This window comes from Pseudoduganella chitinolytica (assembly GCF_029028125.1).
GTDB classification, from domain to species: Bacteria; Pseudomonadota; Gammaproteobacteria; order Burkholderiales; family Burkholderiaceae_D; genus Rugamonas; species Rugamonas chitinolytica.
Genome location: NZ_CP119083.1, coordinates 4,997,314 through 5,022,044, shown reverse-complemented (window position 1 = coordinate 5,022,044; position 24,731 = coordinate 4,997,314). Strand labels below are relative to the sequence as shown.

Annotated in this window: 24 protein-coding genes; 1 reads left to right on the top strand and 23 read right to left on the bottom strand. The window is 64.2% G+C overall.

The window, feature by feature from the left end; all coding sequences use genetic code 11:
• Positions 1 to 3 precede the first annotated feature (3 nt).
• The 21 genes from hisF to PX653_RS22265 all read right to left on the bottom strand — a co-directional run bounded on the left by hisF (position 4) and on the right by PX653_RS22265 (position 22,358).
• Positions 4 to 765, bottom strand: a complete 762-nt coding sequence (gene hisF, locus PX653_RS22365; RefSeq protein ID WP_112939495.1) for an imidazole glycerol phosphate synthase subunit HisF — start codon at positions 763 to 765, stop codon at positions 4 to 6.
• 1 nt (position 766) lies between these two features.
• The gene (hisA, locus tag PX653_RS22360) at positions 767 to 1,561 is read right to left on the bottom strand and encodes a 1-(5-phosphoribosyl)-5-[(5-phosphoribosylamino)methylideneamino]imidazole-4-carboxamide isomerase (protein WP_277414896.1); all 795 of its coding nucleotides are present in this window, start codon (positions 1,559 to 1,561) and stop codon (positions 767 to 769) included.
• Between the two features lie 35 nt (positions 1,562 to 1,596).
• Positions 1,597 to 2,232 (bottom strand): imidazole glycerol phosphate synthase subunit HisH, encoded by a 636-nt coding sequence (gene hisH, locus PX653_RS22355; RefSeq protein WP_277414895.1) that lies wholly within the window; start codon positions 2,230 to 2,232, stop codon positions 1,597 to 1,599.
• Between the two features lie 19 nt (positions 2,233 to 2,251).
• Entirely contained in the window at positions 2,252 to 2,851 is a 600-nt protein-coding gene (gene hisB / locus PX653_RS22350) for an imidazoleglycerol-phosphate dehydratase HisB (protein WP_134386139.1), read from the bottom strand.
• A gap of 20 nt (positions 2,852 to 2,871) precedes the next feature.
• Complete coding sequence (gene hisC / locus PX653_RS22345) at positions 2,872 to 3,960, bottom strand: histidinol-phosphate transaminase (protein WP_277414894.1); 1,089 nt, start codon at positions 3,958 to 3,960, stop codon at positions 2,872 to 2,874.
• A gap of 7 nt (positions 3,961 to 3,967) precedes the next feature.
• Positions 3,968 to 4,963, bottom strand: a complete 996-nt coding sequence (locus PX653_RS22340) for a DNA-methyltransferase (RefSeq protein WP_277414893.1) — start codon at positions 4,961 to 4,963, stop codon at positions 3,968 to 3,970.
• A complete protein-coding gene (gene hisD, locus PX653_RS22335; RefSeq protein ID WP_277418641.1) occupies positions 4,953 to 6,281 on the bottom strand; it encodes a histidinol dehydrogenase in 1,329 nt (442 codons plus the stop codon). Before hisD ends, PX653_RS22340 begins: the two co-directional genes overlap by 11 nt.
• 15 nt (positions 6,282 to 6,296) lie before the next feature.
• Positions 6,297 to 6,977 (bottom strand): ATP phosphoribosyltransferase, encoded by a 681-nt coding sequence (gene hisG, locus PX653_RS22330; RefSeq protein ID WP_277414892.1) that lies wholly within the window; start codon positions 6,975 to 6,977, stop codon positions 6,297 to 6,299.
• Between the two features lie 7 nt (positions 6,978 to 6,984).
• Positions 6,985 to 8,235, bottom strand: coding sequence for a UDP-N-acetylglucosamine 1-carboxyvinyltransferase (gene murA / locus PX653_RS22325; RefSeq protein ID WP_277414891.1), 1,251 nt, complete (start codon positions 8,233 to 8,235; stop codon positions 6,985 to 6,987).
• Between the two features lie 4 nt (positions 8,236 to 8,239).
• On the bottom strand, positions 8,240 to 8,476 hold the full coding sequence (locus PX653_RS22320; protein WP_277414890.1) for a BolA family protein: 237 nt from the start codon (positions 8,474 to 8,476) through the stop codon (positions 8,240 to 8,242).
• Positions 8,477 to 8,496: 20 nt separating this feature from the next.
• Positions 8,497 to 9,258 carry an ABC transporter permease gene (locus PX653_RS22315; protein ID WP_277418640.1) on the bottom strand — a complete coding sequence of 254 codons (762 nt, stop codon included), beginning with the start codon at positions 9,256 to 9,258 and terminating at the stop codon, positions 8,497 to 8,499.
• Complete coding sequence (locus tag PX653_RS22310; protein WP_277414889.1) at positions 9,258 to 10,172, bottom strand: ABC transporter ATP-binding protein; 915 nt, start codon at positions 10,170 to 10,172, stop codon at positions 9,258 to 9,260. Before PX653_RS22310 ends, PX653_RS22315 begins: the two co-directional genes overlap by 1 nt.
• A 179-nt stretch (positions 10,173 to 10,351) precedes the next feature.
• Positions 10,352 to 10,684: an STAS domain-containing protein gene (locus tag PX653_RS22305; protein WP_277414888.1), complete on the bottom strand. Its 333-nt coding sequence runs from the start codon at positions 10,682 to 10,684 to the stop codon at positions 10,352 to 10,354.
• A gap of 60 nt (positions 10,685 to 10,744) precedes the next feature.
• Positions 10,745 to 11,389 carry an MlaC/ttg2D family ABC transporter substrate-binding protein gene (locus PX653_RS22300; protein WP_277414887.1) on the bottom strand — a complete coding sequence of 215 codons (645 nt, stop codon included), beginning with the start codon at positions 11,387 to 11,389 and terminating at the stop codon, positions 10,745 to 10,747.
• A 51-nt stretch (positions 11,390 to 11,440) separates the two neighbouring features.
• The gene (locus PX653_RS22295; RefSeq protein WP_277414886.1) at positions 11,441 to 12,196 is read right to left on the bottom strand and encodes an MlaA family lipoprotein; all 756 of its coding nucleotides are present in this window, start codon (positions 12,194 to 12,196) and stop codon (positions 11,441 to 11,443) included.
• On the bottom strand, positions 12,196 to 12,666 hold the full coding sequence (mlaD, locus tag PX653_RS22290; RefSeq protein ID WP_277414885.1) for an outer membrane lipid asymmetry maintenance protein MlaD: 471 nt from the start codon (positions 12,664 to 12,666) through the stop codon (positions 12,196 to 12,198). Before mlaD ends, PX653_RS22295 begins: the two co-directional genes overlap by 1 nt.
• A 64-nt stretch (positions 12,667 to 12,730) precedes the next feature.
• A complete protein-coding gene (mlaE, locus tag PX653_RS22285) occupies positions 12,731 to 13,513 on the bottom strand; it encodes a lipid asymmetry maintenance ABC transporter permease subunit MlaE (protein WP_371876482.1) in 783 nt (260 codons plus the stop codon).
• Positions 13,513 to 14,316 carry an ABC transporter ATP-binding protein gene (locus tag PX653_RS22280; RefSeq protein WP_277414883.1) on the bottom strand — a complete coding sequence of 268 codons (804 nt, stop codon included), beginning with the start codon at positions 14,314 to 14,316 and terminating at the stop codon, positions 13,513 to 13,515. Before PX653_RS22280 ends, mlaE begins: the two co-directional genes overlap by 1 nt.
• Before the next feature lie 910 nt (positions 14,317 to 15,226).
• Positions 15,227 to 16,690, bottom strand: coding sequence for a glutamate synthase subunit beta (locus PX653_RS22275; RefSeq protein WP_277414882.1), 1,464 nt, complete (start codon positions 16,688 to 16,690; stop codon positions 15,227 to 15,229).
• 14 nt (positions 16,691 to 16,704) lie between these two features.
• Positions 16,705 to 21,429 (bottom strand): glutamate synthase-related protein, encoded by a 4,725-nt coding sequence (locus PX653_RS22270; RefSeq protein WP_277414881.1) that lies wholly within the window; start codon positions 21,427 to 21,429, stop codon positions 16,705 to 16,707.
• Between the two features lie 218 nt (positions 21,430 to 21,647).
• Entirely contained in the window at positions 21,648 to 22,358 is a 711-nt protein-coding gene (locus PX653_RS22265) for a transposase (RefSeq protein WP_277414880.1), read from the bottom strand.
• A 27-nt stretch (positions 22,359 to 22,385) separates the two neighbouring features.
• Here PX653_RS22265 and PX653_RS22260 point away from each other — a divergent pair, with 27 nt between their 5' ends.
• Positions 22,386 to 22,781 carry an alpha/beta fold hydrolase gene (locus PX653_RS22260; protein WP_371876370.1) on the top strand — a complete coding sequence of 132 codons (396 nt, stop codon included), beginning with the start codon at positions 22,386 to 22,388 and terminating at the stop codon, positions 22,779 to 22,781.
• Between the two features lie 173 nt (positions 22,782 to 22,954).
• Here the strand turns inward: PX653_RS22260 and PX653_RS22255 are convergent, their stop codons facing one another.
• Both PX653_RS22255 and PX653_RS22250 read right to left on the bottom strand, forming a co-directional pair.
• Positions 22,955 to 23,635, bottom strand: a complete 681-nt coding sequence (locus PX653_RS22255) for a response regulator transcription factor (protein ID WP_277414878.1) — start codon at positions 23,633 to 23,635, stop codon at positions 22,955 to 22,957.
• A gap of 72 nt (positions 23,636 to 23,707) precedes the next feature.
• A complete protein-coding gene (locus PX653_RS22250) occupies positions 23,708 to 24,727 on the bottom strand; it encodes a PAS domain-containing sensor histidine kinase (RefSeq protein WP_277414877.1) in 1,020 nt (339 codons plus the stop codon).
• Positions 24,728 to 24,731 lie beyond the last annotated feature (4 nt).

Below are 24,731 nucleotides of genomic sequence, written 5' to 3'. Positions count from 1 at the left end.
TTGTCATGCCAGGCGCATGGGAATGCCCTGCGCGGCCATGAAACGCTTCGCTTCCTGCACGGTATGCTGGCCGTAATGGAAGATGCTGGCGGCCAGCACGGCATCCGCGCGGCCTTCCTTGATGCCGTCGGCCAGGTCCTGCAGGCTGCCCACGCCGCCCGAGGCGATCACCGGCACGTCCACCGCATCGGACACCGCACGCGTCAGGCCCAGGTCGAAGCCGGACTTGGTGCCGTCGCGGTCCATGCTGGTCAGGAGCAGTTCGCCCGCGCCCATGGCGGCCATCTTCCGCGCCCACTCGACGGCATCGAGCCCCGTGGCCTTGCGCCCGCCATGCGTGAACACTTCCCATTTGCCGGGCGCGACGTTTTTCGCGTCGATGGCGACGATGATGCACTGCGAGCCGTGCTTCTGCGACGCGTCGTACACCAGCTGCGGGTTGCTGACGGCCGACGTGTTCAGGCTGATCTTGTCGGCGCCAGCGTTCAGCAGGCGGCGCACGTCGCCCACCTCGCGCACGCCGCCGCCCACCGTCAGCGGAATGAACACCTGGGACGCGACCGCCTCGATGATGTCGAGGATCAGGCCGCGGTTGTCGGAGGAGGCCGTGATGTCGAGGAACGTCAGCTCGTCCGCGCCCTGCTCGTCATAGCGGCGCGCGATCTCGACGGGGTCGCCGGCATCGCGCAGCTCGGTGAAGTTGACGCCCTTGACGACGCGGCCATTGGTCACGTCGAGGCAAGGGATGATCCGTTTGGCCAGCATATCAGTCTTCGCTCGTTTCGCCGGCCACCACGTCGCCGGTCAGCTCGTCGGCACGCAACTGCGCCTCGTTCAGGTTGATCGTGCCTTCGTAGATCGAGCGGCCGCAGATGACGCCTTCGATGCCTTCGTCCTGCACCGCGCACAGCGCTTCCACGTCGGCCAGGTTGTGCAGGCCGCCGGAGGCGATGATCGGGATACGCACCGCTTGCGCCAGGCGCACCGTCGCTTCGATGTTGACGCCGCCCATCATGCCGTCGCGGCCGATGTCCGTGTAGACGATCGATTCGACGCCGTACTGCTCGAACTTCTGCGCCAGGTCGATGACTTCGTGGCCGGACATCTTGCTCCAGCCGTCGGTCGCGACCTTGCCGTCCTTGGCGTCCAGGCCGACGATGATGTGGCCCGGGAAGGCGCCGCAGGCGTCGTGCAGGAAGCCGGGGCTCTTCACGGCCGCCGTGCCGATGATGATGTAGCTGATGCCGTCGTCGAGGTAGCGCTCGATTGTGTCGAGGTCGCGGATGCCGCCGCCCAGCTGCACGGGAATCTCGTCGATGTCGTTCTCCAAGGCGAAGTCCTGCACCGTCTTGAGGATCGCCTTGACGGCGCCTTCGTTCTTCGGCTTGCCGGCAAACGCACCGTTCAAGTCGACCAGGTGCAGGCGGCGGGCGCCCTGCTCCAGCCAATGACGGGCCATCGCGGCCGGGTCTTCGGAGAATACGGTGGCAAGTTCCATATCGCCTTGTTTCAGGCGAACGCAGTGACCGTCCTTGAGGTCGATGGCAGGAATGAGCAGCATGGCTTTTTCAGTTGATGGTTAGGAGTGGGACTGCTTCAGGGATTCCAGTGAACGAAGTTCTTGTACAGCTGCAGGCCGCTGGCGGCGCTTTTCTCGGGGTGGAACTGGGTGGCGAAAATATTGTCGCGCGCGACGGCACAGCAGAACGGCTGGCCGTACACCGTCTCGCCGACGCTGTGCGCCGGCTCGTCCGGCTGCACGTAGTAGCTGTGCACGAAGTAGAAGTACGACTCGTCCGGGATGCCCTCCCACAGCGCGTGCGGGACCTTCTGGCGCACCTGGTTCCAGCCCATCTGCGGCACCTTGAAGCGGGAGCCGTCTTCCTGCAGCTGGCCGTCCAGGCGGAAGCGCACGATCTTGCCGGGCAGGAGATTGAGGCCGGTGCCGCCTTCCTCGCTGTCGCCGAACAGCATCTGCTCGCCGATGCACACGCCCAGCAGCGGCTTGCTCTCAGCGGCGCGCAGCAGCGCTTCCTCGACGCCGGACTCGCGCAAGCTCTTCATACAGTCGGTCATGGCGCCCTGGCCCGGCAGCACGATGCGCTCGGCGCTTTCGATCTCGGCCACCTCGCCGGAAATGCGCACGTCCGCTTCCGGCGCGGCGGCGCGCAACGCCTGCGCGACGGAGCGCAGGTTGCCCATGCCGTAGTCAACTACAACGATTTTTTTCATGGCTAAAGCCCGCTCTCGGTTACAGGCTTCCTTTGGTCGATGGGATCGTGCCGGCCGCGCGCTCGTCGCGCTCGACGGCCATGCGCAGCGCGCGGCCGAAGGCCTTGAACACGGTTTCGCACTGGTGGTGGGCGTTGGTGCCGCGCAGGTTATCGATGTGCAGCGTGATGCCGGCGTGGTTGACGAAGCCGCGGAAGAATTCCAGGGTCAGGTCGACGTCGAACGTGCCGATCATCGCGCGGGTGAACGGGATATGGTATTCGATGCCGGGGCGGCCGGAAAAGTCGATGACGACGCGCGACAGCGCTTCATCGAGCGGCACGTAGGCATGGCCATAGCGGCGGATGCCCTTGCGGTCGCCGATCGCCTTGGCCACCGCCATGCCCAGCGTGATGCCGACATCCTCCACCGTGTGGTGGTTGTCGATGTGGGTGTCGCCGGTGGCGTGGATGTCCAGGTCGATCAGGCCGTGGCGCGCGATCTGGTCCAGCATGTGGTCCAGGAAGGGCACGCCGGTGTCCAGCTTCTGCGTGCCGGTGCCGTCCAGGTTCAGGGCGACGCGAATCTGCGTCTCGTTGGTGTTGCGCGTGACTTCCGCGCTGCGTTCTGCGATGGTCATGGGAGAGGCTCAGGGGTGGATCAGACCGCCAGCGACGCTTTCAGGGCGTCGAGGAAAGCGGCGTTTTCTTCCGGCGTGCTGACGGTGATACGCAGGCAATTCGTCAGCACAGGGTGCATTTTACTCAAATTTTTCACCAAAATTTTGCGGGCCAGGAGATTCGAGTGGGTCGTGTCCGCATCCGCCACACGGATCAGGATGAAATTCGCTGCCGACGGGAAAACTGTGACGTTCGGCAACGCCGCCAGCGCCCGGCTCAGCACCGCGCGCTGCTCGCGCAGCTGCGCGGCCTGTTCGTTCAGCACGTCCAGGTGGTCCAGCGCGAAATCGGCCGCCGCCTGCGTCATGACGTTGACGTTGTACGGCGGGCGCACCTTCTCGAACTGCTCCAGCAGCGCGGGCGCCGCCGACATATAGCCCAGGCGGATGCCGGCCAGGCCCAGTTTCGACAGCGTACGCATGACGATCAGGTTGTCGAACGCCGGCAAGCGGCCCATGAAGCTTTGCTGCGCGAACGGCTCGTAGGCCTCGTCGACGACGACCAGGCCCGTGTCGCCCATCGCGCGGATGAGTTGCACCATCGCGTCGGCGTCGTACAGGTTGCCGGTCGGGTTGTTCGGATAGGCCAGGAACAGCAAGGCGGGCTTGTGTTCGGCGATCGCGGCCAGCATGGCCGGCACGTCGAGCGCGAAATCTTCCTGCAGCGGCACGCCGACGAAGTCCATGCCGGCCACCTGGGCCGAGCGCTGGAACATGACGAACGCAGGCACCGGCGCCATCATGACGGCGCGGCGGTCCTGGTGCGCGCAGGCGGCGGCCATGATGGAGATAAGCTCGTCCGAGCCGTTCCCCAGCAGGACTTCATAGCCGGCCGGGACGCCCAGCTTGGCGACGACCTTGCGGCGCAGCGCGTCGTACGACGGCGGATAGCGGTTCAGCGCGACGGCGGCCAGCCGTTCGCCCAACTCGCGGCGCAGTGCCTCGGGCAGCTGGTACGGGTTTTCCATCGCGTCCAGCTTCACGTAGCCGCTCGCATCCGGCACGTGGTAGCTGCCAATGGCGCGCACGTCGGAACGGATGGTGTTGCTGATCAGGCTTTCGAGGGACATGTGGTATTCACTCCAGGAGGTTATCTACAGTAGCGCTTTCACCCAACGGCGTAACCCTGGGGTCGGACCCCTTTCTGGCGGTACGGCCCTTGGTACGAGGCCTCGGCTGGGGGTCTGACCCCGGCCCTGCGTCGTCGGGTGCAGCCAGCTTGGCCAGCCGCTCGGCCGTGATGCGGCAGTACTCCGCATTGAGCTCGAAGCCGACAAAGTGCCGGCCCGTGCGGCGCGCCGCGACGGCGGTGGTGCCGCTGCCCATGAACAGGTCCAGCACCACGCCATCCGGCGGGCACGAAGCCTTGATCATGCGCTCGATGATTTGCAGCGGTTTTTGCGTCGGGTGATCGACCCGCTCCGCATGTTCCCTGTGCAGGCGCGATACGCTCCACAGATCCTTCGGGTTGTAGCCCAGTTCCAGCCATTTCGCACCGACGAAGATCGAGCGCGAACGGGCCTTCTTGGTCTCCGCGTCGTACGGGATGCGCACGGCGTCGAGATCGAAATAGTAATCCTTGCGGCGCACGAAGAAACCGATCGTGTCGTGCACCGACGAGTAGCTGCGCACGCTGCCGCCCATCGACGGCACCCGGCGGTCCCAGATGATCTCGTTCATCATCGTCATGCGCTTTTTCAGCATCACGAAGATCTCCGGCGAGAAGCGCCAGGTGGTGAAGATGTACAGGCTGCCGTTGTCCTTCAGCTTCGGCAGCACCGCATCGATCCAGCGTTCGGTCCACTGCAGGTACTCCTCGACCGACTGCTGATCGGACGCGTTGCCGTAGTCCTTGCCCAGGTTGTACGGCGGGTCCGTCAGCAGCAGGTCCACCGAGCCATCGGGGATGCGGGACAGGCCGGTCAGCGCGTCCTCGCAGTAGACCTGGTCCAGCCAAGGGGCAGGTGCGCTTGAAGCAACCCCAAAAGCAGGCCCCGGGGTCAGACCCGGCGGGTCTGACCCCAGCTCCACGCCGCTGGGTTCCTCAGCTACGTCGGCGCCTTTAGTTTTCATCTGGCCTCAACCGCAACTCGGCACTGCGAGCGTGCGCCTGCAGCCCTTCGCCATAGGCCAGCTCGGCGGCGATCCTGCCCAGCGTCTGCGCGCCGGCCTCGCTGACCTGGATGATCGACGAGCGCTTCTGGAAGTCGTACACGCCCAGCGGCGACGAGAAGCGCGCCGTGCGCGACGTCGGCAGCACGTGGTTCGGGCCGCAGCAGTAGTCGCCCAGCGATTCGGACGAGAAGCGGCCCAGGAACATCGCGCCCGCATGGCGGATCTTGTCGGCCCACTGCTGCGGTTCCTCGGCCGAGATTTCCAGGTGCTCGGCGGCGATGGCGTTGGCGATGGCGCACGCTTCGTCCATGTCACGCACCTTGATCAGCGCGCCGCGGTCCGTCAGCGACGTGCGAATGACTTCCTGGCGCGGCATCGTCGGCAGCAGTTTCTGGATCGACGCTTCCACCTTGGCGATGTAGCGGGCATCGGGGCACAGCAGGATGGCCTGCGCCAGCTCGTCGTGCTCGGCTTGCGAGAACAGGTCCATCGCCACCCAGTCCGGGTCGGTGGTCCCATCGCAGATGACGAGGATTTCCGACGGGCCGGCGATCATGTCGATGCCGACCGCCCCGAACACGCGCCGCTTGGCGGCGGCCACGTAGGCGTTGCCGGGGCCGACGATCTTGTCCACCGGCTGGATCGTCTCGGTACCGTACGCCAGCGCGGCCACGGCCTGCGCGCCGCCGATGCCGATCACGCGGTCGACGCCGGCAATGGCGGCGGCGGCCAGCACCATCCGGTTCTTGACGCCGTCCGGCGTCGGCACGACCATCACGATCTCGCCCACGCCCGCCACCTTGGCCGGCACCGCGTTCATCAGCACCGACGACGGATAGGCGGCCTTGCCGCCCGGGACGTAGATGCCCACGCGGTCCAGCGGCGTGATGCGCTGGCCCAGCACCGTGCCGTCCGGCTCCGTATAGGTAAAGCCCTGCAGCTCCTGCTTCTGGCGTTCGTGGAACACGCGGATGCGCTCGGCCGCCGTCTGCAACGCGTCACGCTGCGCATCCGGCAGCGCGGCCAGCGCCGCATGCAACTCCTCCTGCCCGATCTCGAATGCCTGCATGTCCGGCGCGCCGCCATGCGGAATACGATCGAACTTGTTCGTGTATTCGACGACGGCCTCGTCGCCGCGGCCGCGCACCTGCGCGATGATCTCGGTGACGGCATGTTCGATGGCGGTATCGGTTTCGGCTTCGAACGCCAGCAGGGCGTCCAGCGTTTCCTGGAAATCGATGGCGGAGGAGTCGAGCTTGCGGAGTTGGATCATGATGGGCTTGTGATGTGCTTATGCCTGGGATTGGGAGGCGCGTTCGAATGCTGCGATGATCGGCTGCAGGCGCGTGCGTTTGAGCTTCAGCGCGGCCTGGTTGACGACGAGGCGCGACGAGATGTCCATGATCTCTTCCACCTCGACCAGGTTGTTGGCGCGCAGCGTGCTGCCGGTGCTGACCAGGTCGACGATGGCGTCCGACAGGCCCACCAGCGGCGCCAGTTCCATCGAGCCGTACAGCTTGATCAGGTCGACGTGCACGCCTTTCTTGGCGAAGTGCTGGCGCGCCATTTCCGTGAACTTCGTGGCCACGCGCAGGCGCGCGCCCTGGCGCACCGCCGTCTCGTAGTCGAAGCCCGCCTTGACGGCAACCGACATGCGGCACTTCGCGATGTTCAGGTCGATCGGCTGGTACAGGCCTTCGCCGCCGTGCTCGAACAGCACGTCCTTGCCGGCCACGCCGAAGTCGGCCGCGCCATGCTGCACGTAGGTCGGCACGTCGGTGGCGCGCACGATCAGCACCCGCACGTTCGGGTCATTGGTCGGCAGGATCAGCTTGCGCGACGTCTCCGGGTTTTCCGTGACGGTGATGCCGGCGGCGGCCAGCAGCGGCAGCGTGTCCTCGAAGATCCGGCCCTTGGACAGGGCCAGGATCAGCTGGGTATCGGTTGGCGCCTGGCTGGTGATGGTCGTCATGGCCGCCTTACTTGATGCGGGTGATGTTGGCGCCGACGGCGGACAGCTTCACTTCCATGCGGTCGTAGCCGCGGTCGAGGTGATAGATGCGGTCGATCAGCGTTTCGCCCTTGGCGGCCAGGCCGGCGATGACGAGCGATGCCGAGGCGCGCAGGTCGGTCGCCATCACGGGCGCGCCGATCAACTGCTGCACGCCGCGGATCGTGGCCGTGTTGCCGTCCGTCTGGATCGCGGCGCCCAGGCGGTTCATTTCCTGCACGTGCATGAAGCGGTTCTCGAAGATCGTCTCCTGCACCGTGCTGCTGCCGTCGGCGATCGTGTTGACGGCCATGAACTGCGCCTGCATGTCGGTCGGGAAGCCCGGGTATTCCGTGGTGCTGAAGCTGACGGGCGTCGGGCGCGCATCCATCTGCGCGCGGATCCACGTGTCGCCCACCGTCAGGCGCAGGCCCATCTCGCGCAGCTTTTCCAGCGCCGCGTCCATGATGTCCACGCGGGTATTGCGGATGGTGATGTCGCCGCCGGCCGCCGCCACGGCGCACAGGAACGTGGCCGCCTCGATGCGGTCCGAGATCACCGTGTGCGCGGCGCCGTGCAGCGCCGGCACGCCCTGGATCACCAGGCGGTGCGTGCCGATGCCGTCGATCCTGGCGCCCATGGCGACCAGCAGGTTGGCCAGGTCCGTCACTTCCGGTTCGCAGGCGGCGTTTTCCAGCACCGTCTCGCCTTCGGCCAGGGTGGCGGCCATCAGGAGGTTTTCCGTGCCGGTCACCGTGATCATGTCGGTGGTGATGCTGGCGCCCTTCAGTTTCTTCGCCTTGGCGTAGATGTAGCCGGCGTCGATCGAGATCTCCGCGCCCAGCGCCTGCAGGCCCTTGATGTGCTGGTCGACGGGACGCGAACCAATCGCGCAGCCGCCCGGCAGCGACACCTTGGCTTCGCCGAAGCGGGCCAGCAGGGGGCCCAGCACGAGGATCGACGCGCGCATGGTCTTCACCAGTTCGTAAGGCGCTTCCAGCTTGTCGATCTTCGCGCCGTTCATGACGACCTTGTCGCCGTTCTGCTGCACCGCCAGGCCGGTCTGGCGCAGCAGCTTGAGCATCGTGGCCACGTCGTGCAGGTTCGGCACGTTCGCCAGTTCCAGGTCGCCGGCCGTCAGCAGGCCCGCGCACAGGATCGGCAGGGCCGCGTTCTTGGCGCCGGAAATCTGGATGTCGCCGACCAGGCGCTTGCCGCCGGTGATGAGCAGTTTGTCCATAACGTTATCCTTGGAATTCTTCAGGGGTCAGGGTCTTCATCGACAGCGCGTGGATTTCCTCGCGCATGCGGTCGCCCAGCGCCGCATAGACCAGCTGGTGGCGCTGGATCGGGCGCTTGCCCGCGAATGCGGGCGAGACGATGATGGCCTGGAAGTGCTGGCCGTCGCCTTCCACCTGCAGGTGGGTGCATTCGAGGCCGGCGGCGATGTAGCTGTGGATTGCTTCTGGGGTCGTGGTCATGATGAGTCCTGTGATAACTTTTAGTGGCGCAGCCTGTAGCCGCTGCGCAGCAGCCGGATCGCCAGCAGCGCCAGCACCACCAGGAAGGCGGAGACGATGGCGAGGCTGGTCCACGGGTTGATGTCGGACTGGCCGAAGAAGCCGTAACGGAAGCCGTCGATCATGTAGAAGAACGGGTTCAGGTGCGACACCGTCAGCCAGAACGGCGGCAGCGAGTGAATGGAGTAGAACACGCCGGACAGGAACGTCAGCGGCATGATCAGGAAGTTCTGGAAGGCGGCCAGCTGGTCGAATTTCTCGGCCCAGATGCCGGCGATGAGGCCCATCGTGCCCAGGATCGCGGCGCCCAGCAGCGCGAACACGGCGATCCACAGCGGCCATTGGAAGCTCATGTGGGCAAACCATGCCGTCACGATGAATACGCCCAGGCCCACGCAGATGCCGCGCACCATGGCGGCCAGGGTGTAGGCAGAGAAGATCTCCCAGTGCGACAGGGGCGTGAGCAGCACGAATACCAGGTTGCCCGTGATTTTCGACTGGATCAGCGACGACGACGAGTTGGCGAACGAATTCTGCAAAACGCTCATCATGACGAGGCCCGGAATCAGGAATGCCGTGTAGCTGACGCCCGGATAGACCGTGACGCGCCCTTCCAGCACGTGGCCGAAGATCAGGAGGTACAGCATCGCGGTCAGGATCGGCGCGGCGATCGTCTGCGTCGCCACCTTATAGAAACGCAGCGTTTCCTTGTACACCAGGGTGCGAAAGCCCGTGGAGATCATCACAGTGCTCCCTTGTCCATGATTTGCAGGAAGATGTCTTCCAGGTCGGCCTGCTGCAGCTGCATCTCGTCGATGACGACGCCGTTGCCGCGCAGGCGCGCCAGGATCTGCTCCACTTCCGCATAGTCGTTGATGCGCAGGCTGTACTTGCGGCCCGTCTCGGTCGGCTCCGGATGCGTGATCAGGTGGCGCATGTCGGCGGGCAGGTCACCTTCCTTCATGTGCACGATCAGCTGCGAGCCGGAGATACGGCGGATCAGCGCCGACATCGTGTCCAGCGCCACCACCTTGCCGGACTTGAGCATGGCGACGCGCTTGCACATGGCCTGCGCTTCTTCCAGGTAGTGCGTGGTCAGCACCACCGTGTGGCCTTCGCGGTTCAGGCGCGAGATGAACTTCCACAGCGTCTGGCGCAGCTCCACGTCGACGCCGGCGGTCGGCTCGTCCAGCACGATCACGGGCGGTTTGTGCACCAGCGCCTGCGCCACCAGCACGCGGCGCTTCATGCCGCCGGACAGCGCGCGCATATTGGTGTCGGCCTTGTTGGTGAGGTCGAGGTTCTCCATCACCTCGTCGATCCACTTGTCGTTATTGGGCAGGCCGAAGTAGCCGGACTGCAGCCGCAGCGTCTCGCGCACCGTGAAGAACGGGTCGAACACCAGTTCCTGCGGCACCACGCCAAGGTTGCGACGCGCCGCGCGGAAGTCGCGCACGACGTCATGGCCATGGATTTTCACCGTGCCGCTGTCGGCCCGGATCAGGCCCGCGATAATGGAGATCAGGGTGGTCTTGCCGGCGCCGTTCGGCCCGAGCAGGCCGAAAAACTCCCCTTCTTCGATCGAGAGCGACACGCCGCCCAGTGCCTGGAGCGATTTGTAGCGCTTCTCGACATTGCTGATTTCGATTGCTGTCATGCGCGATTGTTCGTTTTTGGTAGTGCAACGTGACCGTTGCTCTTGGCGGCTGGAAGGCCGGGGAAGCGGGCACCGTGGCTCTGTTGGCAACGGTAACGGTCAATTATAGGGGAATTTCGGTCGGACTATGCCGGACCTGCAAAAACGCGGGAGCCGGCCGGGCGGGGTTCAGGCGGGGGTCAATGATGATGCAGCTCGGCGGACGTGGACACGTCGCGGGCCGGCTGATCGCACAACTGGGGAGACACTAAGGCGCACACGCCGTACAGCTTGGTGAGGCTTTTCAGGATGGCCGGCAGGTTCACCAGCTCCAGCTTGACGCCGGCGTTGGCGGCGGCGCGCTGCCAGGCCAGCATCACCGACACGGCCGCCGAATCGACCGCCACCACGTTGCGCAGGTCGAACACGCTCTGCCCCGCGGCGATCGCGGCCAGGCCATGCTCCAGCGCGGCCGTGGCGTTATCCACGGTCAGCGCGGTCAGGGACAACATGTTGTTGGCGGAATCGGCCATGTCGGTCTAAAAATAAATTGGGGACTGCTCGAGTCCCCAATGATAACAGAAATAACAGAATTACTTCTTGGCAGTAGCCAGCGGCTTGTTGGCCAGCTGCTTGTTCTTCGCGGCCAGCGTCTTGATCAGGCCGTCGATGCCGCCCTTGCTGATTTCCGAGTTGAAGGTGCCCTTGTAGGTCTCCACCAGCCACGCGCCCAGCACGTTGATGTCGTAGATCTTCCAGCCCGACGGGCCCTTGGCGACACGGTAGTTCAGCAGCACGGGTTCGCCACGGGTCATGTTGACCTGCGAGCGGACCTCCACTTCCGTGTCGGACGGATCGGCGCGCAGCGGCTTGAACTCGATGGTTTCGTTACGCACCTGCGACAGGGCGCCGGAGTACGTGAAGATCAGCAGCGTGCGGAACTCGGCGGACAACTGGCGCTTCTGTTCCGGCGTCGCTTCGCGCCAGTACCGGCCGGCGGCCAGCGCCGTCATGCGCTCGAAATCGACGTATGGCAGGATTTTCGTTTCGACCAGGTCCATGACCTTGCGGGTGTTGCCGGCCTGGATGTCCTTGTCGGCCTTGGCGATCGTCAGCACTTCCGAGCTGATGCGCTTGACGAGCGCGTCCGGCGCTTCGTTGGCGCTCTGGGCGGACGCGAAGCCGGTGGTGGCAAAAGCCAGGGTGGCGACGGCGATGAGTTGCTTGATGAATTTCATGTCTCGAATGTACCTATCGTAAGTTGTGGTAGCGGGGGCTGCCGCAGGAGATCAGGTGCCCGTACCGGCGCCGGTCGGGTTGACGACCGGCTGGTCCGGTACGTTTTCTTCCTTGTCCGTCTGCTGCGGCACGTCGCCGTCGTAGACCTGGCTCTGGCGGCGCTGCAGGTAGCCGTCGCGGAGGAATTCGTAGCGGTCCAGGGCGGCATCCTCGAACAGCGAGCCCGCATCCAGCAGCGCGGCGCGCTGATCCACTACGCGGGTAACGGCGCCGATGTTGCGCACGTTGACAGGTTCTTTGTAACCCCATGGATCGGCGGCCATGTCCAGCGGCAGACCGACGGTGTCGCGCAGCGTCGACGGACCCAGCAGCGGCAGCATGACGAACGGGCCGGACTGCACGCCCCACTTGCCCATCGTCTGGCCGAAGTCTTCCTTGTGCTTCGGCAGGCCGGCTTCGCTGGCGATGTCCAGCACGCCCAACAGGCCGAACGTGGAGTTCAGCGCCACGCGCATGACGTCCGACATGCCATCCGCGCCCTTGCCCTGCAGCAGGTTGTTGGCGGCGGTCCAGACGTCGGACAGGTTGCCGAAGAAGTTCGACACGCCCGTCTGCACGAAGCCCGGCGTGACGTTCTTGTAGCCGGTCGCGACGGGTTTCAGCGCATACGTGTCGACGGTGTCGTTGAACTTGAAGACGGCGCGATTCCAGTTTTCCATCGGATCGCGCTTGTCGGGGCCGATGGCGCAGCCGGACAGCGCGGCAGTCGCGGCGAGTGCCAGCAGCACGGAGGTTTTGCGGCTCATCAGTTGGAGTCCTTTCCTTCAGCGGCTTTGCTGTAGATGAATTGGTTGATCAGGTCTTCCAGCACGGCGGCGGACTGCGTGCGGGCGATCTTGTCGCCAGCGGCCAGGTTGTTCTCGTCGCCACCGGCTTCGATGCCGATGTACTGCTCGCCCAGCAGACCCGACGTCAGGATCTTTGCCGAGCTGTCCTTCGGAAACTTGTACGTCGAATCCATCTCCAGCGTCACGGCGGCCTTGTACGACTTGTCGTCGAACGCGATTTCCGCGACCCGGCCCACCACCACACCGGAGGCCTTCACTGCCGCCTGCGGCCGCAGGCTGCCGATGTTGTCGAACTTGGCCGTGATCTCGTACGTCTTGGCCAGGGAGAACGAGTTGTTGTTGCCAGCCTTCAGCGCCAGGAACATCAGTGCGGCCACACCGATCACGATGAAGAGACCGACCCAGACATCCAGAGATTTGCGTTGCATAAAACTAATCCTATAGGTTTTTACTGTCCCGCACTGAGCGGCAGCGCACATACGGCAAGGGGAATCAACGGCTGAACATCAGCGCCGTCAGCATGAAGTCGAGCCACCAGATCATCAGCGACGAAATGACCACGGAACGGGTCGTCGCGCCCGCCACGTCTTCCGGCGTCGGCCGCGCTTCATAACCCTGGTACAGGGCGATGAACGTGATGGCGATGCCAAATACCACACTCTTGACGAAGCCGTTGAAGACGTCCTTCCACAGGTCCACACCCGACTGCATCTGCGACCAGAACGCACCCGCGTCCACGCCGATCAGCTTGACGCCGACCAGGTAGCCGCCAAAGATGCCGACGGCGCTGAAAATCGATGCCAACAGTGGCACGGCAACAACACCGGCCCAGAAACGGGGCGCCAGCACGCGCTGGATGGGGTTCACCGCCATCATTTCCATCGCGGAGAGCTGCTCGCCCGCCTTCATCAGGCCGATCTCGGCCGTCAGCGACGTGCCGGCGCGGCCGGCAAACAGCAGCGCCGTGATGACGGGGCCCAGCTCGCGCGTCAGGCCCAGCGCCACCAGCAGGCCCAGCGATTCGGACGCGCCGTATTTGTTGAGCGTGTAATAACCCTGCAGGCCCAGCACCATGCCGACGAACAGGCCGGACAACGTGATGATCAGCAGCGAATAGTTACCGATGAAGTGCAATTGCTCGACGACGAGGCGCGGACGGCGCAGCAGGCCGCCGGACAGGCCCAGCATCGTGAAGAACGTCCGGGTCGCATAGCCCAGGCTTTCGACATAATCGCGGACCGTGGTGCCGAGCCCGGCCAACAGGCTGCGGCCCATCATGCGCGGCCTCCCAGGCCCAGGTCTTCGGCCAGCGTCTTGCCGGGATAATGGAACGGAACGGGGCCGTCGGCCTCCGCGTGCACAAACTGTTTTACGTAAGGATCGGTCGATACCATCATGTCCGCCGGGGTGCCGTGGGCAACGATCTTGCCTTGCGACAGGAAATAAACGTAGTCGGCGATCTGGAACGATTCCTTGACGTCGTGCGACACCAGGATGCTGGTGGAACCGAGCGCGTCGTTCAGATTGCGGATCAGGTTGGCCGTGACGCCCATCGAGATCGGGTCGAGGCCGGCAAACGGCTCGTCGTACATGATCAGTTGCGGGTCCAGCGCGATGGAACGGGCCAGCGCCACGCGGCGCGCCATGCCGCCGGAAATTTCGCCCGGCTTCAGCCTGGCGGCATTGCGCAGGCCGACGGCGTGCAGCTTCATCAGCACGAGGTCGCGGATCAGTTCTTCCGGCAGGTCGGTATGCTCGCGCAGTGGAAAGGCCACGTTTTCAAACACCGTCAGGTCCGTAAACAGCGCGCCATGCTGGAACAGCATGCCCATCTTGCGGCGCAGCAAGTACAAATCGGCAGTCTTCAGACGATGGACGATCTGGCCATCCACGGTGACCTGGCCCGTCTTTGGCCGCAATTGGCCGCCGATGAGGCGCAGTACAGTCGTTTTGCCACTGCCGGAGCCGCCCATGACGGCAACTACCTTCCCCTTCGGGAAATCCATGTGAAGCCCCGCCAGGATGGCGCGCTTCCCATAGGAAAAGTGCAAATCACGGATTTCGACGAGGTTCGGCACGGCTCAAACTCTTTATTTTTAATGCCATATTGTAATGCAGAAACGCAAGACTCTGCTGGCGGCCCCTTGGAAGAGGCAGGGATATCCCAAGTTAAGAGGCGAATCATACAACAATACTGACCGTAAAGTCAGCAATTTACATTTAGCAAACCTTGTTAATTTGCTGCAATGCGGCATGAAAAAAGTCCACCGGAGCAGCGCTTCGATGGACTTTTTGCATGGCCGCACAATCGATTTCAACCCAGCTGCGTGCAACTGGAGGAGCCCGGCCGGTCTGAGCCGCCATCGGACTCCAAACGGGACAGCCTCCGTTTTCCCGCTATCGGGGCCAGCCTCCGTTTCCCGTAATTCGGGACAGCCTCCTTTTTCGCGTAATTCGGGACAGCCCCCTTTTTCGCTGATTGGGACAGCCTCCTTCTTCGGAGAAACGGAGGCTGTCCCCAATTTTCAAGGCTTGGGGTCTGTCCCGTTTTTTGGGCGGTCCGGCGATCCGGCTGACCCCGGTTTCTCTCGCGAAAGTTCATGCTTCTGCGATTAAAACCAGGGTCAGTCCCCTGCCGGGACAGACCCTAACCCGGCGACCGTGCGCTTAACTTAGCGGCATTAGAGGCTGTCCCCGATTGGGATTTCCGGGAAACGGAGGCTGTCCCCAATTTCCCGGGAAACGGAGGCTGTCCCCAATTTCCGGCTTGGGCCTGCCGGCGCGTCAAAACGGCCATTGCGCGGCAGCACCGAGTGCCCCATCGGTAAGTCGGTAAGTCGGTAAGTCAGTAAGTCGGGGACAGCCTCTCATTCCCGTCGCGCGGAAAAGGAGGCTGTCCCCGATTTCGGGATTTCGCAGCACCCAACGGCGCGGCCCCCTGGCTTTTGGCTTGGCCTTTAACAGGGCTACCGGCGCTTCAAAACGGGCCTAGCGTGGCAGCACCGAGTGGCCCATCAGGAACTCGTCGACGGCGCGAGCGCACTGGCGGCCTTCGCGGATGGCCCAGACCACCAGCGACTGGCCGCGGCGGATGTCGCCCGCGGCGAACACGCCCGGCTTGTTGGTCTTGTAGCTGGTCTCGCCGTCGGTGGCCGCACGGGCGTTGCCGCGGGCGTCCTTTTCGACGCCGAACGCGTCCAGCACCTGCTGCACGGGCGAGACGAAGCCCATCGCCAGCAGCACCAGGTCGGCCTTCATCTCGAATTCCGAGTTCGGCACTTCCGCCATCTTGCCGTCCTTCCACTCGACGCGGCAGGCGATCAGCTTTTCCACCTTGCCGTTCTTGCCTTCCAGGCGCTTCGTGGCGACAGCCCAGTCTCGCTCGCAACCTTCCTCGTGCGACGAGGACGTGCGCAACTTCGTTGGCCAGTACGGCCACACCAGCGGCTTGTTTTCCTGCTCCGGCGGCATCGGCATCAGTTCGAACTGCGTGACGGACGCGGCGCCATGGCGGTTCGACGTACCCACGCAGTCCGATCCCGTGTCGCCGCCGCCGATGACGACGACGTGCTTGCCGGTCGCCTTGATCTGGTCCTTGACCTTGTCGCCCGCGTTGACCTTGTTCTGCAGCGGCAGGAAGTCCATCGCGAAATGCACGCCCTTCAGTTCGCGGCCCGGCACCGGCAGGTCGCGCGGCTGCTCCGCACCACCGGCGATGATGACGGCGTCGAAGTCCTTTTGCAGGTCTTCCGGGAAGATGGTTTCCTTGGCCCAGTTGTTGACGGTGGTCGGGAAGTCCTTGCCCACCAGGGTGGACAGGCGGAACTTGACGCCTTCCGCTTCCATCTGTGCGATACGGCGGTCGATGTGGAACTTCTCCAGCTTGAAGTCGGGGATGCCGTAGCGCAGCAGGCCGCCGGCGCGGTCCGCCTTTTCAAACACCGTCACGTCGTGGCCGGTACGCGCCAGTTGCTGCGCGGCCGCCAGGCCGGCGGGACCGGAGCCAATGATGGCCACGGTCTTGCCCGTCTTTTTCTCCGGCGGCTGGGGCTTGACCCAGCCGTGCTCCCAGCCCTCGTCGATGATCTTGTGCTCGATCGACTTGATACCGACGGGATCGTCGCCGATCCCCAGCGTACAGGCACTCTCGCATGGGGCCGGGCAGATGCGGCCCGTGAACTCCGGGAAGTTATTGGTCGAGTGCAGCACGTCCAGCGCCTGGCGGTAGTGCTGGCGATAGACCAGGTCGTTCCAGTCCGGGATGATGTTGTTGACGGGGCAGCCCGTGTTGCAGAACGGGATGCCGCAGTCCATGCAGCGCGCGCCCTGCACCTTGGCCTGTTCGTCCGTCAGCTTGAGGACGAACTCCTTGTAGTTCTTCAGGCGCGACTCGGGAGGCAGGTAGCTCTCTGCCTGGCGCTCAAATTCCATGAAACCGGTGATTTTGCCCATTTTCTCTATCCTTCTTACGCGGCGATGGCTTGCGTTTCCGCTTCGATGGCGGCGTTGTCGGCCAGTTCCACCAGTGCGCGCTTGTATTCGTTCGGGAAGACCTTGACAAACTTGCCACGGCTTTCCACCCAGTTGTCCAGCAGCAGGCGGGCGCGGGTGCTGCCCGTGTGCTTGAAGTGGCGTTCGATCAGGCGCTTCAGGATCGTCTCGTCCGCTTCCGCCGTGCCGTTGCGGTGTTGTGCGTGCCATGTCGCTTTGTCGACATGCTGCTCCGCGGCCGGCACCACTTCCTCCAGGCTCACCATCGACAGGTTGCACTTCTTCTCGAATTCGCCGTCCGGGTCGTACACGTAGGCGATACCGCCCGACATGCCCGCCGCGAAGTTGCGGCCCGTGTTGCCCAGCACGACGACCGTGCCGCCCGTCATGTATTCGCAGCCGTGGTCGCCCAGGCCTTCGACAACCGCCGTCGCGCCCGAGTTACGCACTGCGAATCGTTCGCCGGCCACGCCGTTGAAGAACGCTTCGCCCGCGATCGCGCCATACAGCACCGTGTTGCCGATGATGATGTTGTTGACGGCCCAGCCGCGGAACTCCGTGTTCGGCCGCACGATGATGCGTCCGCCCGACAGGCCCTTGCCCACGTAGTCGTTGCCTTCGCCCACCAGGTCGATCGTGATGCCATGCGCCAGGAACGCGCAGGCCGACTGGCCGGCGGTGCCTTGCAGCTGGATGTGGATCGTGTCGTCCGGCAGGCCGGCATGACCGTAGCGCTTGGCCACTTCACCCGACAGCATCGTGCCGACCGTGCGGTTCAGGTTTTTCACCGGCGAGATGAACGACACGCGCTCGCCTTTTTCCAGCGCCGGCTTGGCCTGCGCGATCAGCTTGTGATCGAGCGCCTTTTCCAGGCCGTGTTCCTGCTCCTCGTTGTGATACGCGCACAGCCCTTCGTTGACCTTCGGCTGGTAGAAGATGGCCGAGAAGTCCAGGCCCTGCGCCTTCCAGTGCGAGATCGCCTTCGATTTGTCGAGCAGGTCGGAACGACCGATCAGCTCGTTGTACGTGCGGATGCCCAGTTGCGCCATCAGCTGGCGGGCTTCCTCGGCCACGAAGAAGAAATAGTTGACGACGTGTTCCGGCTTGCCCTGGAACTTGGCGCGCAGTTCCGGATCCTGCGTTGCAACGCCGACCGGGCACGTGTTCAGGTGGCACTTGCGCATCATGATGCAGCCTTCGACCACCAGCGGTGCCGTCGCGAAGCCGATCTCGTCCGCACCCAGCAACGCGGCGATGACGACGTCGCGGCCCGTGCGCATCTGGCCGTCGGCCTGGACGCGGATGCGGTTGCGCAGGCCGTTCAGCACCAGGGTTTGTTGGGTCTCCGCGAGACCCAGCTCCCATGGCGTACCGGCATGCTTGACGGAGGACAGCGGCGAAGCGCCCGTACCGCCGTCATGGCCGGCCACGACCACGTGGTCCGCCTTGGCTTTCGACACGCCGGCGGCGACCGTCCCGATGCCCACTTCGGACACCAGCTTCACGGAGATCGACGCACGCGGGTTGACGTTCTTCAGGTCGTGGATCAGCTGCGCCAGGTCCTCGATCGAGTAGATGTCGTGGTGCGGCGGCGGCGAAATCAGGCCGACGCCCGGCACGGCAAAGCGCAACGTGGCGATATAGCCCGACACCTTGTGGCCCGGCAACTGGCCGCCCTCGCCCGGCTTGGCACCCTGCGCCATCTTGATCTGGATCTGGTCGGCCGAGTTCAGGTATTCCGCCGTGACGCCGAAGCGGCCGGACGCCACCTGCTTGATGCGCGAACGCAGCGAGTCGCCTTCCTGCAGCGGGATGTCGACGACGACCTGGTCCTTGCCGATGACGGACGCCATCGTCGCGCCCTGCTTGATCGGGATGCCCTTCAGTTCGTTGACGAAGCGGTTCGGGTCCTCGCCGCCTTCGCCCGTGTTGGACTTGCCGCCGATGCGGTTCATCGCGATCGCCAGGGTCGCGTGGGCTTCTGTGGAGATCGAACCCATCGACATGGCGCCCGTGGCGAAGCGCTTGACGATCTCTTTTGCCGGCTCCACTTCGTCCAGCGGGATCGCCTTGGCCGGGTCGATCTTGAATTCGAACAGGCCGCGCAGGGTCAGGTGACGACGGGTCTGGTCGTTGATGATCTGCGCGTACTCTTTATACGTCGAGTAGTTGTTGGCGCGGGTGGAATGCTGCAGCTTGGCGATCGCATCCGGCGTCCACAGGTGGTCCTCGCCGCGTACGCGATAGGCGTATTCGCCGCCCGCGTCCAGCGATTCGGCCAGGATCGGGTCGTTGCCGAATGCCAGGTTGTGCAGGCGCAGGCCTTCCTCGGCCACTTCGAACAGGCCGATGCCTTCCACGTTGGACGCGGTGCCCTTGAAGTACTTGTCGACAACCGACTTGTTCAGGCCGACGGCCTCGAAGATCTGCGCGCCGCAGTACGACATGTAGGTGGAGATGCCCATCTTCGACATCACCTTCATCAGGCCCTTGCCGACCGCCTTGGTGTAGTTGTAGATGGCCTGTTCCGGCGTCAGGTTGCCCGGCAGCGCGTGCGCCAGGTCCGCCAGCGTTTCCATTGCCAGGTACGGGTGCACGGCTTCGGCGCCGTAGCCCGCCAGCAGCGCGAAGTGGTGCGTTTCGCGCGCGGAGCCCGTCTCGACCACGAGGCCGGTCGAGGCACGCAGGCCTTTGCTGACCAGATGCTGGTGGATCGCCGACGTTGCCAGCAGCGCGGGAATCGCGACGCGGTCGGCACAGATCGCGCGGTCCGAGACGATCAGGATGTTGTGGCCGGACTTGATGGCGTCCACGGCTTCGGCGCACAGCGATGCCAGCGACGCCTCGACGCCTTCCTTGCCCCAGGCCAGCGGATAGCAGATCGACAGTTCATAGGACTTGAACTTGCCACCCGTGTGCTGGCCAATATGGCGCAGGCGTTCCATGTCGTCGAACGCCAGCACCGGCTGCGACACTTCCAGGCGCATCGGCGGGTTGACGTTGTTGGTGTCCAAAAGGTTCGGCTTCGGACCGATGAACGACACCAGCGACATCACCATCGCTTCGCGGATCGGGTCGATCGGCGGGTTCGTCACTTGCGCGAACAGCTGCTTGAAGTAGTTGTACAGCGGTTTGAGCTTGTTGGACATGACGGCCAGCGGCGAGTCGTTGCCCATCGAGCCGACCGCTTCCTCACCGGCGGTCGCCATCGGCGCCAGCAGGAAGCGCAGGTCTTCCTGCGTGTAGCCGAACGCCTGCTGGCGGTCCAGCAGCGCGGCCGGCTGCTTCTCGCCCTGCGCGTTGCCGGCGTATTTCGCGACGTTGTGCTGCAGCTGGCTTTCCGACAGCTTCAGCGCGTTCAGCTTGATGCGCACCGCGTTGATCCACGCCTTGTACGGCTTGGCGTTGGCGTAGGTGTCTTTCAGCTCTTTGTCGTCGATGATGCGGCCCGCTTCCAGGTCGATCAGGAACATCTTGCCCGGCTGCAGGCGCCATTTCTGGATGATCTTCGATTCGGGGATGGGCAGCACGCCCGACTCGGATGCCATGACGACCAGGTCGTCATCCGTCACGATGTAACGTGCCGGACGCAGTCCATTGCGGTCCAGCGTACCGCCGATGTAGCGGCCGTCGGTAAAGGCCATGGCGGCCGGGCCGTCCCATGGTTCCATCATCGCGGCGTGATATTCGTAGAACGCCTTCCGATTGTCGTCCATCGTGGTGTGATTTTCCCAGGCTTCCGGGATCATCATCATCATGGCCTGGGCCAGCGGATAGCCTGCCATCAGCAGCAGTTCCAGGGCGTTGTCGAAGCACGCCGTGTCGGACTGGCCTTCATAGATCAGCGGGAACAGCTTCTGCAGGTCGTCGCCCAGCACGGCCGACTTCATGACGCCTTCGCGCGCGCGCATCCAGTTGAAGTTGCCCTTGACGGTGTTGATCTCGCCGTTGTGGGCGATCAGGCGGTACGGGTGGGCCAGCGGCCATTCCGGGAACGTGTTGGTCGAGAAACGCTGGTGCACCAGCGCCAGCGCGGAGACGCAGCGCACGTCCTGCAGGTCTTTATAGTAGACGCCGACCTGGTCGGCCAGCAGCAGGCCCTTGTACACGACGGTACGGGCCGACATCGACGGCACGAAAAACTCCTTGCCGTGCAAGAGCTTCAATGCCTGGATCGCGTGGCCGGACGATTTGCGGATGACGTACAGCTTGCGCTCCAGCGCATCGGTCACCATGATGTCCGGGCCGCGGCCGATGAAGATCTGGCGGATGACAGGTTCCTTGGCGCGCACCAGCGGCGACATCGGCATTTCGCTGTCGATCGGCACGTTGCGCCAGCCCAGCACCACTTGCCCCTCGATACGGACGGCACGTTCGATCTCCTGCTCGCAGGCGATGCGCGACGCGTTTTCCTTCGGCAGGAAGACCATGCCGACGCCGTACTCGCCCGGAGGCGGCAGCTCGACGCCCTGCTTGGCCATCTCGTCGCGGTAGAACTGGTCGGGGATCTGGATCAGGATGCCGGCACCGTCGCCCATCAGCTTGTCGGCGCCCACGGCGCCCCGGTGATCGAGGTTCTTCAGGATCTGCAGACCCTGCTCGACGATGGAATGGCTTTTGCTGCCTTTGATGTGAGCGACGAAACCGACACCGCAGGCGTCGTGTTCGTTGGCTGGGTCGTACAAACCTTGCGCGTCCATGGGATTCTCCGAAGCGAGGCCCCGGAACATGCCTTCCCGGGTACCAATTTTTGCAATGAAAAATCAGAGTAGTGCAATGCACAAAAAAACTCAACATGAACAATTAGGGTCGGAGTCGAATTAAATCACCATCGGTTGCACAGAATAATAAATAGGGACAGAGCGGACGGCGCCGAAAAAAAACCAGGGACAGACCCTGGTTTTGCGGAAAAGTTGCGTTACGAGGAGACTGGTTCGCCAGCAGGCTTCTTGAACGGCCGGCCCCGTTTTGCCGGCAGTACCTGCCGTTTGGCGCGTTGTTCCAATGTGCGCTTATACTGGTCGGAACCCAGCGGCCAGCCCTTCAGCACCGCCCCTTCGACGGCCTGGAGCTGGGCCGGCGTCAGGGCTTGGCCGGCCAGTTCGATATAGGCGGCCTCCCGTTGGAACGGTGTATTGCCCAGTAACCAGTAGGCCGGATGGTCGGTCACCGCGCCATTGGGCTGCACGCCGATGTGATGCGCATACGTCGACCATGGATACTCCTCCGGCAGCTGGGCCAGGCCGGCGCGCACGGGCGCCAACTCCATGTAACGGCTGCAAACCAGCAGGTAATCGTCGGGATCGACGACGGACGTCTTGTATCGTCCCTGCCACAGTGTGCCAGCGCGGCCGTATTTCTGGTTGTAGTACGGGACGTAGTAGCGCCCCAGCCACTGCATCATCTGGCCCAGCCCGATATCGTCCGCTGGCGTCCCCAGCAAGTGCAGTTGGTCCGGCAGCAGGACGTAGGCGTGGATCGCGACCTTGTACATGCGCGCGGCCGCGCGCAGCCAGGCCAGGAAGGTCGTGTAGTCCTCGTCGTCCTGGAAGACGGGCTGGCCGTTCAGGCCGCGCTGGATGACGTAGTGGGGCTGGGACGGAACGATCAGGCGGGGCAGGCGGGCCATGGAGCAGTGGAGTCGACGAAAACGATCATGATACCGGAGCGTTACGACTCTGTCCCTCTTTACGCTCCCGTCGCGTTGCCGGACGGCGGAAAGGACTTGTACATCGACCAGGCCAAGTTCCCGCAGCAGTTCGCCGCCGACGTTCCGCTGGCGAAAGCCAAGCTGATGGCGGTGGGCCAGCGTCCGATCACGGAAGCGGCGCTGAAGGAAGCATCGGGCGCGCCGGCGTGGAAAAACGTCCCGTCGTACTTCGTCTACGGCACGGCCGACAAGAACATCCCGGCGGCGGCACTGAAATTCATGGCGGAACGGGCCCAGTCGCGCAAGACGGTGGAAGTGGCGGGCGCATCGCACGTCGTGATGACGTCGCACCCGGCCGAAGTGGCCAAGCTGATCGAGCAGGCGGCCGAAGCCAAGAACTAACCACAGCTAAGGCCGTGTCCCACCACGGGGTCAGTCACCGGAATGGGACACGGCCTCAAGCATAAGGCCCTGTGGATGGGGCAACCACGGTCGAGCCCGTGTCCCGCTTTGGTGACTGACCCCGCGGTGGGACACGGGCTCGGGTGTAGCGGATGGAGCAGGCGTAGCGGGGGTCAGGAGAGGTTGAAGCTGGCCGACAGGCTGTAGCCTTCGCCGTAGGCGCTGCGCAGCGGCAGGTCCTGGCCCAGGCCCGAGCGCGCTTTCTTGCGCAGGCGGTAGACCAGCATGTCGACGCGGCGGCCGGCGTCCGGATCGTCGCCGCCGATGCCGGCGACGATCACCTGGCGCGGTACGGGCCGGGTGTTGATCGTCAGCAGGTGCAGGAAATTGCACTCCTTTTCCGTCAGCGTGATGGCCTGCCCTTGCAGCTCCAGCTGGCGGGCCGACAGGCGCAAGGTCCACTTGCTGGGCACCGGCACCGTTTCCTGTGGACCGACGCGGCGGTCCAGCGCTTCCAGGTGGGCGGCCAGCTCGGGGAACTTGATCGGTTTGGTCAGGTAGTGGTCGGCGCCCAGGCGCAGGCCCATGATGCGGCTGTCGAAATTGACGCGGCCCGTCAGCACGATCAGGCCGATGTGCGGGTACAGCTGGCGCATGCGCGGGATGACGTTGATGCCGTCCTCGTCCGGCAGACCCAGGTCGAGCACGACCACGCCGACATTGCCCTGGCTCAGCGCGGACCACATCTCACCGGCATTGTTCGTAATGCTGACTTCGTGTCCCAGTTCAGTCAGGAAATCCGCCATTTCCTCGGCGTATTCCAGGTTGTCTTCCACGATCAGTAATTGCGTCATCGATGCGCCATTCTTACAGTTTGTTCCGCTACGTCAAATCATTATCACGGAGGTAACGTGGTGGTGCAAGGTTTACACAGCGATGGGCAACCAAATCCGAAAGATTTTGCCGCTTTGCAGCAAATTCTCTACCGATATGTTTCCTCCGTGCACTTCGACAATAGATTTTGCCATATATAAACCCAAACCAGAGCCTGGGATCAGCGCGGCACTGCGACCGCGATAGCCTTTGTCGAAGATGCGGCCCAGTTCGTCATCGGGGATGGCCGGGCCCGTATCGGAAACAACGAATTCCACGCCGCCCTTGCTGGCCTTGGCCGCGCCCAGGTGAATCGGGCTCTCGGCCGAAGTGTACTTGATCGCGTTGTCCAGCAGCACCTCCAGGCACAGGCGGATGCCGGCCGGGTCGGCCCGCAGCCGCTTGGGCAAGTCTGCGCAGGCCACGCTGACCGTCGCACGGCGCTGCCGGGCCGCTTCCCCGACCGTCTGCAGCAATGCGACCGGGTCGATCGTATCGGCCTGGCGCTCGCGACCGATGCTGGACATGCGGTCCGGCGACAGGTATTCGTCGATCATACCCAACAGCCGGTCCACCGCGTCCTGGATCTTGCGGTAACGCTTTCTCGTGGCCTCGTCCGCGTGCTGCTGCGTCATCTCCAGGCGCTGGATGGCCCCGTCGATCGTGGCCAGCGGCGTGCGGAATTCATGGTTCAGCATGGAGGTGAACTTCTTCTGCTCCTGCGCCACCGCGCGGCGCGCCCGGATATCACGCACCACACCCACCAGCCGCAGGCCGGCCTCGGTGCCCACCAGCGTGGATTCGATTTCGACAGGCACCGGGCCGTCGCGCCCGTCCAGCTCCGTTTCGCGCCGCACCGTGCGGCGGCTTTCGTCGCCTTGTTCGAAGCGCACCAGCCGGGCCGGAAGATCCACCAGCAGCGTGTCGGCCATGGCTTGCAGTTGCGCGGGCTCGCGCCCCAGCAGGCGGCCGGCGGCCGGGCTGACGTACAGCAACCGGGCCGCCTGGCAGTCGACCATCCAGTGGACGTCGCTGCTGTAGTCCAGCATCAGGCGGAAGTCCTCCGGCGCCATGCTC

Excerpts from the sequence above, each read along its gene's own strand:
- hisF (WP_112939495.1), bottom strand. The coding sequence starts at position 765 with ATGCTGGCCAAACGGATCATCCCTTGCCTCGACGTGACCAATGGCCGC.
- hisA (WP_277414896.1), bottom strand. The coding sequence starts at position 1,561 with ATGCTGCTCATTCCTGCCATCGACCTCAAGGACGGTCACTGCGTTCGC.
- hisH (WP_277414895.1), bottom strand. The coding sequence starts at position 2,232 with ATGAAAAAAATCGTTGTAGTTGACTACGGCATGGGCAACCTGCGCTCC.
- hisB (WP_134386139.1), bottom strand. The coding sequence starts at position 2,851 with ATGACCATCGCAGAACGCAGCGCGGAAGTCACGCGCAACACCAACGAG.
- hisC (WP_277414894.1), bottom strand. The coding sequence starts at position 3,960 with ATGTCCCTCGAAAGCCTGATCAGCAACACCATCCGTTCCGACGTGCGC.
- PX653_RS22340 (WP_277414893.1), bottom strand. The coding sequence starts at position 4,963 with ATGAAAACTAAAGGCGCCGACGTAGCTGAGGAACCCAGCGGCGTGGAG.
- hisG (WP_277414892.1), bottom strand. The coding sequence starts at position 6,977 with ATGACGACCATCACCAGCCAGGCGCCAACCGATACCCAGCTGATCCTG.
- murA (WP_277414891.1), bottom strand. The coding sequence starts at position 8,235 with ATGGACAAACTGCTCATCACCGGCGGCAAGCGCCTGGTCGGCGACATC.
- PX653_RS22320 (WP_277414890.1), bottom strand. The coding sequence starts at position 8,476 with ATGACCACGACCCCAGAAGCAATCCACAGCTACATCGCCGCCGGCCTC.
- PX653_RS22315 (WP_277418640.1), bottom strand. The coding sequence starts at position 9,258 with ATGATCTCCACGGGCTTTCGCACCCTGGTGTACAAGGAAACGCTGCGT.
- PX653_RS22310 (WP_277414889.1), bottom strand. The coding sequence starts at position 10,172 with ATGACAGCAATCGAAATCAGCAATGTCGAGAAGCGCTACAAATCGCTC.
- PX653_RS22305 (WP_277414888.1), bottom strand. The coding sequence starts at position 10,684 with ATGGCCGATTCCGCCAACAACATGTTGTCCCTGACCGCGCTGACCGTG.
- PX653_RS22300 (WP_277414887.1), bottom strand. The coding sequence starts at position 11,389 with ATGAAATTCATCAAGCAACTCATCGCCGTCGCCACCCTGGCTTTTGCC.
- PX653_RS22295 (WP_277414886.1), bottom strand. The coding sequence starts at position 12,196 with ATGAGCCGCAAAACCTCCGTGCTGCTGGCACTCGCCGCGACTGCCGCG.
- mlaD (WP_277414885.1), bottom strand. The coding sequence starts at position 12,666 with ATGCAACGCAAATCTCTGGATGTCTGGGTCGGTCTCTTCATCGTGATC.
- mlaE (WP_371876482.1), bottom strand. The coding sequence starts at position 13,513 with ATGGGCCGCAGCCTGTTGGCCGGGCTCGGCACCACGGTCCGCGATTAT.
- PX653_RS22275 (WP_277414882.1), bottom strand. The coding sequence starts at position 16,690 with ATGGGCAAAATCACCGGTTTCATGGAATTTGAGCGCCAGGCAGAGAGC.
- PX653_RS22270 (WP_277414881.1), bottom strand. The coding sequence starts at position 21,429 with ATGGACGCGCAAGGTTTGTACGACCCAGCCAACGAACACGACGCCTGC.
- PX653_RS22265 (WP_277414880.1), bottom strand. The coding sequence starts at position 22,358 with ATGGCCCGCCTGCCCCGCCTGATCGTTCCGTCCCAGCCCCACTACGTC.
- PX653_RS22260 (WP_371876370.1), top strand. The coding sequence starts at position 22,386 with ATGATACCGGAGCGTTACGACTCTGTCCCTCTTTACGCTCCCGTCGCG.
- PX653_RS22255 (WP_277414878.1), bottom strand. The coding sequence starts at position 23,635 with ATGACGCAATTACTGATCGTGGAAGACAACCTGGAATACGCCGAGGAA.
- PX653_RS22250 (WP_277414877.1), bottom strand. The coding sequence starts at position 24,727 with ATGGCGCCGGAGGACTTCCGCCTGATGCTGGACTACAGCAGCGACGTC.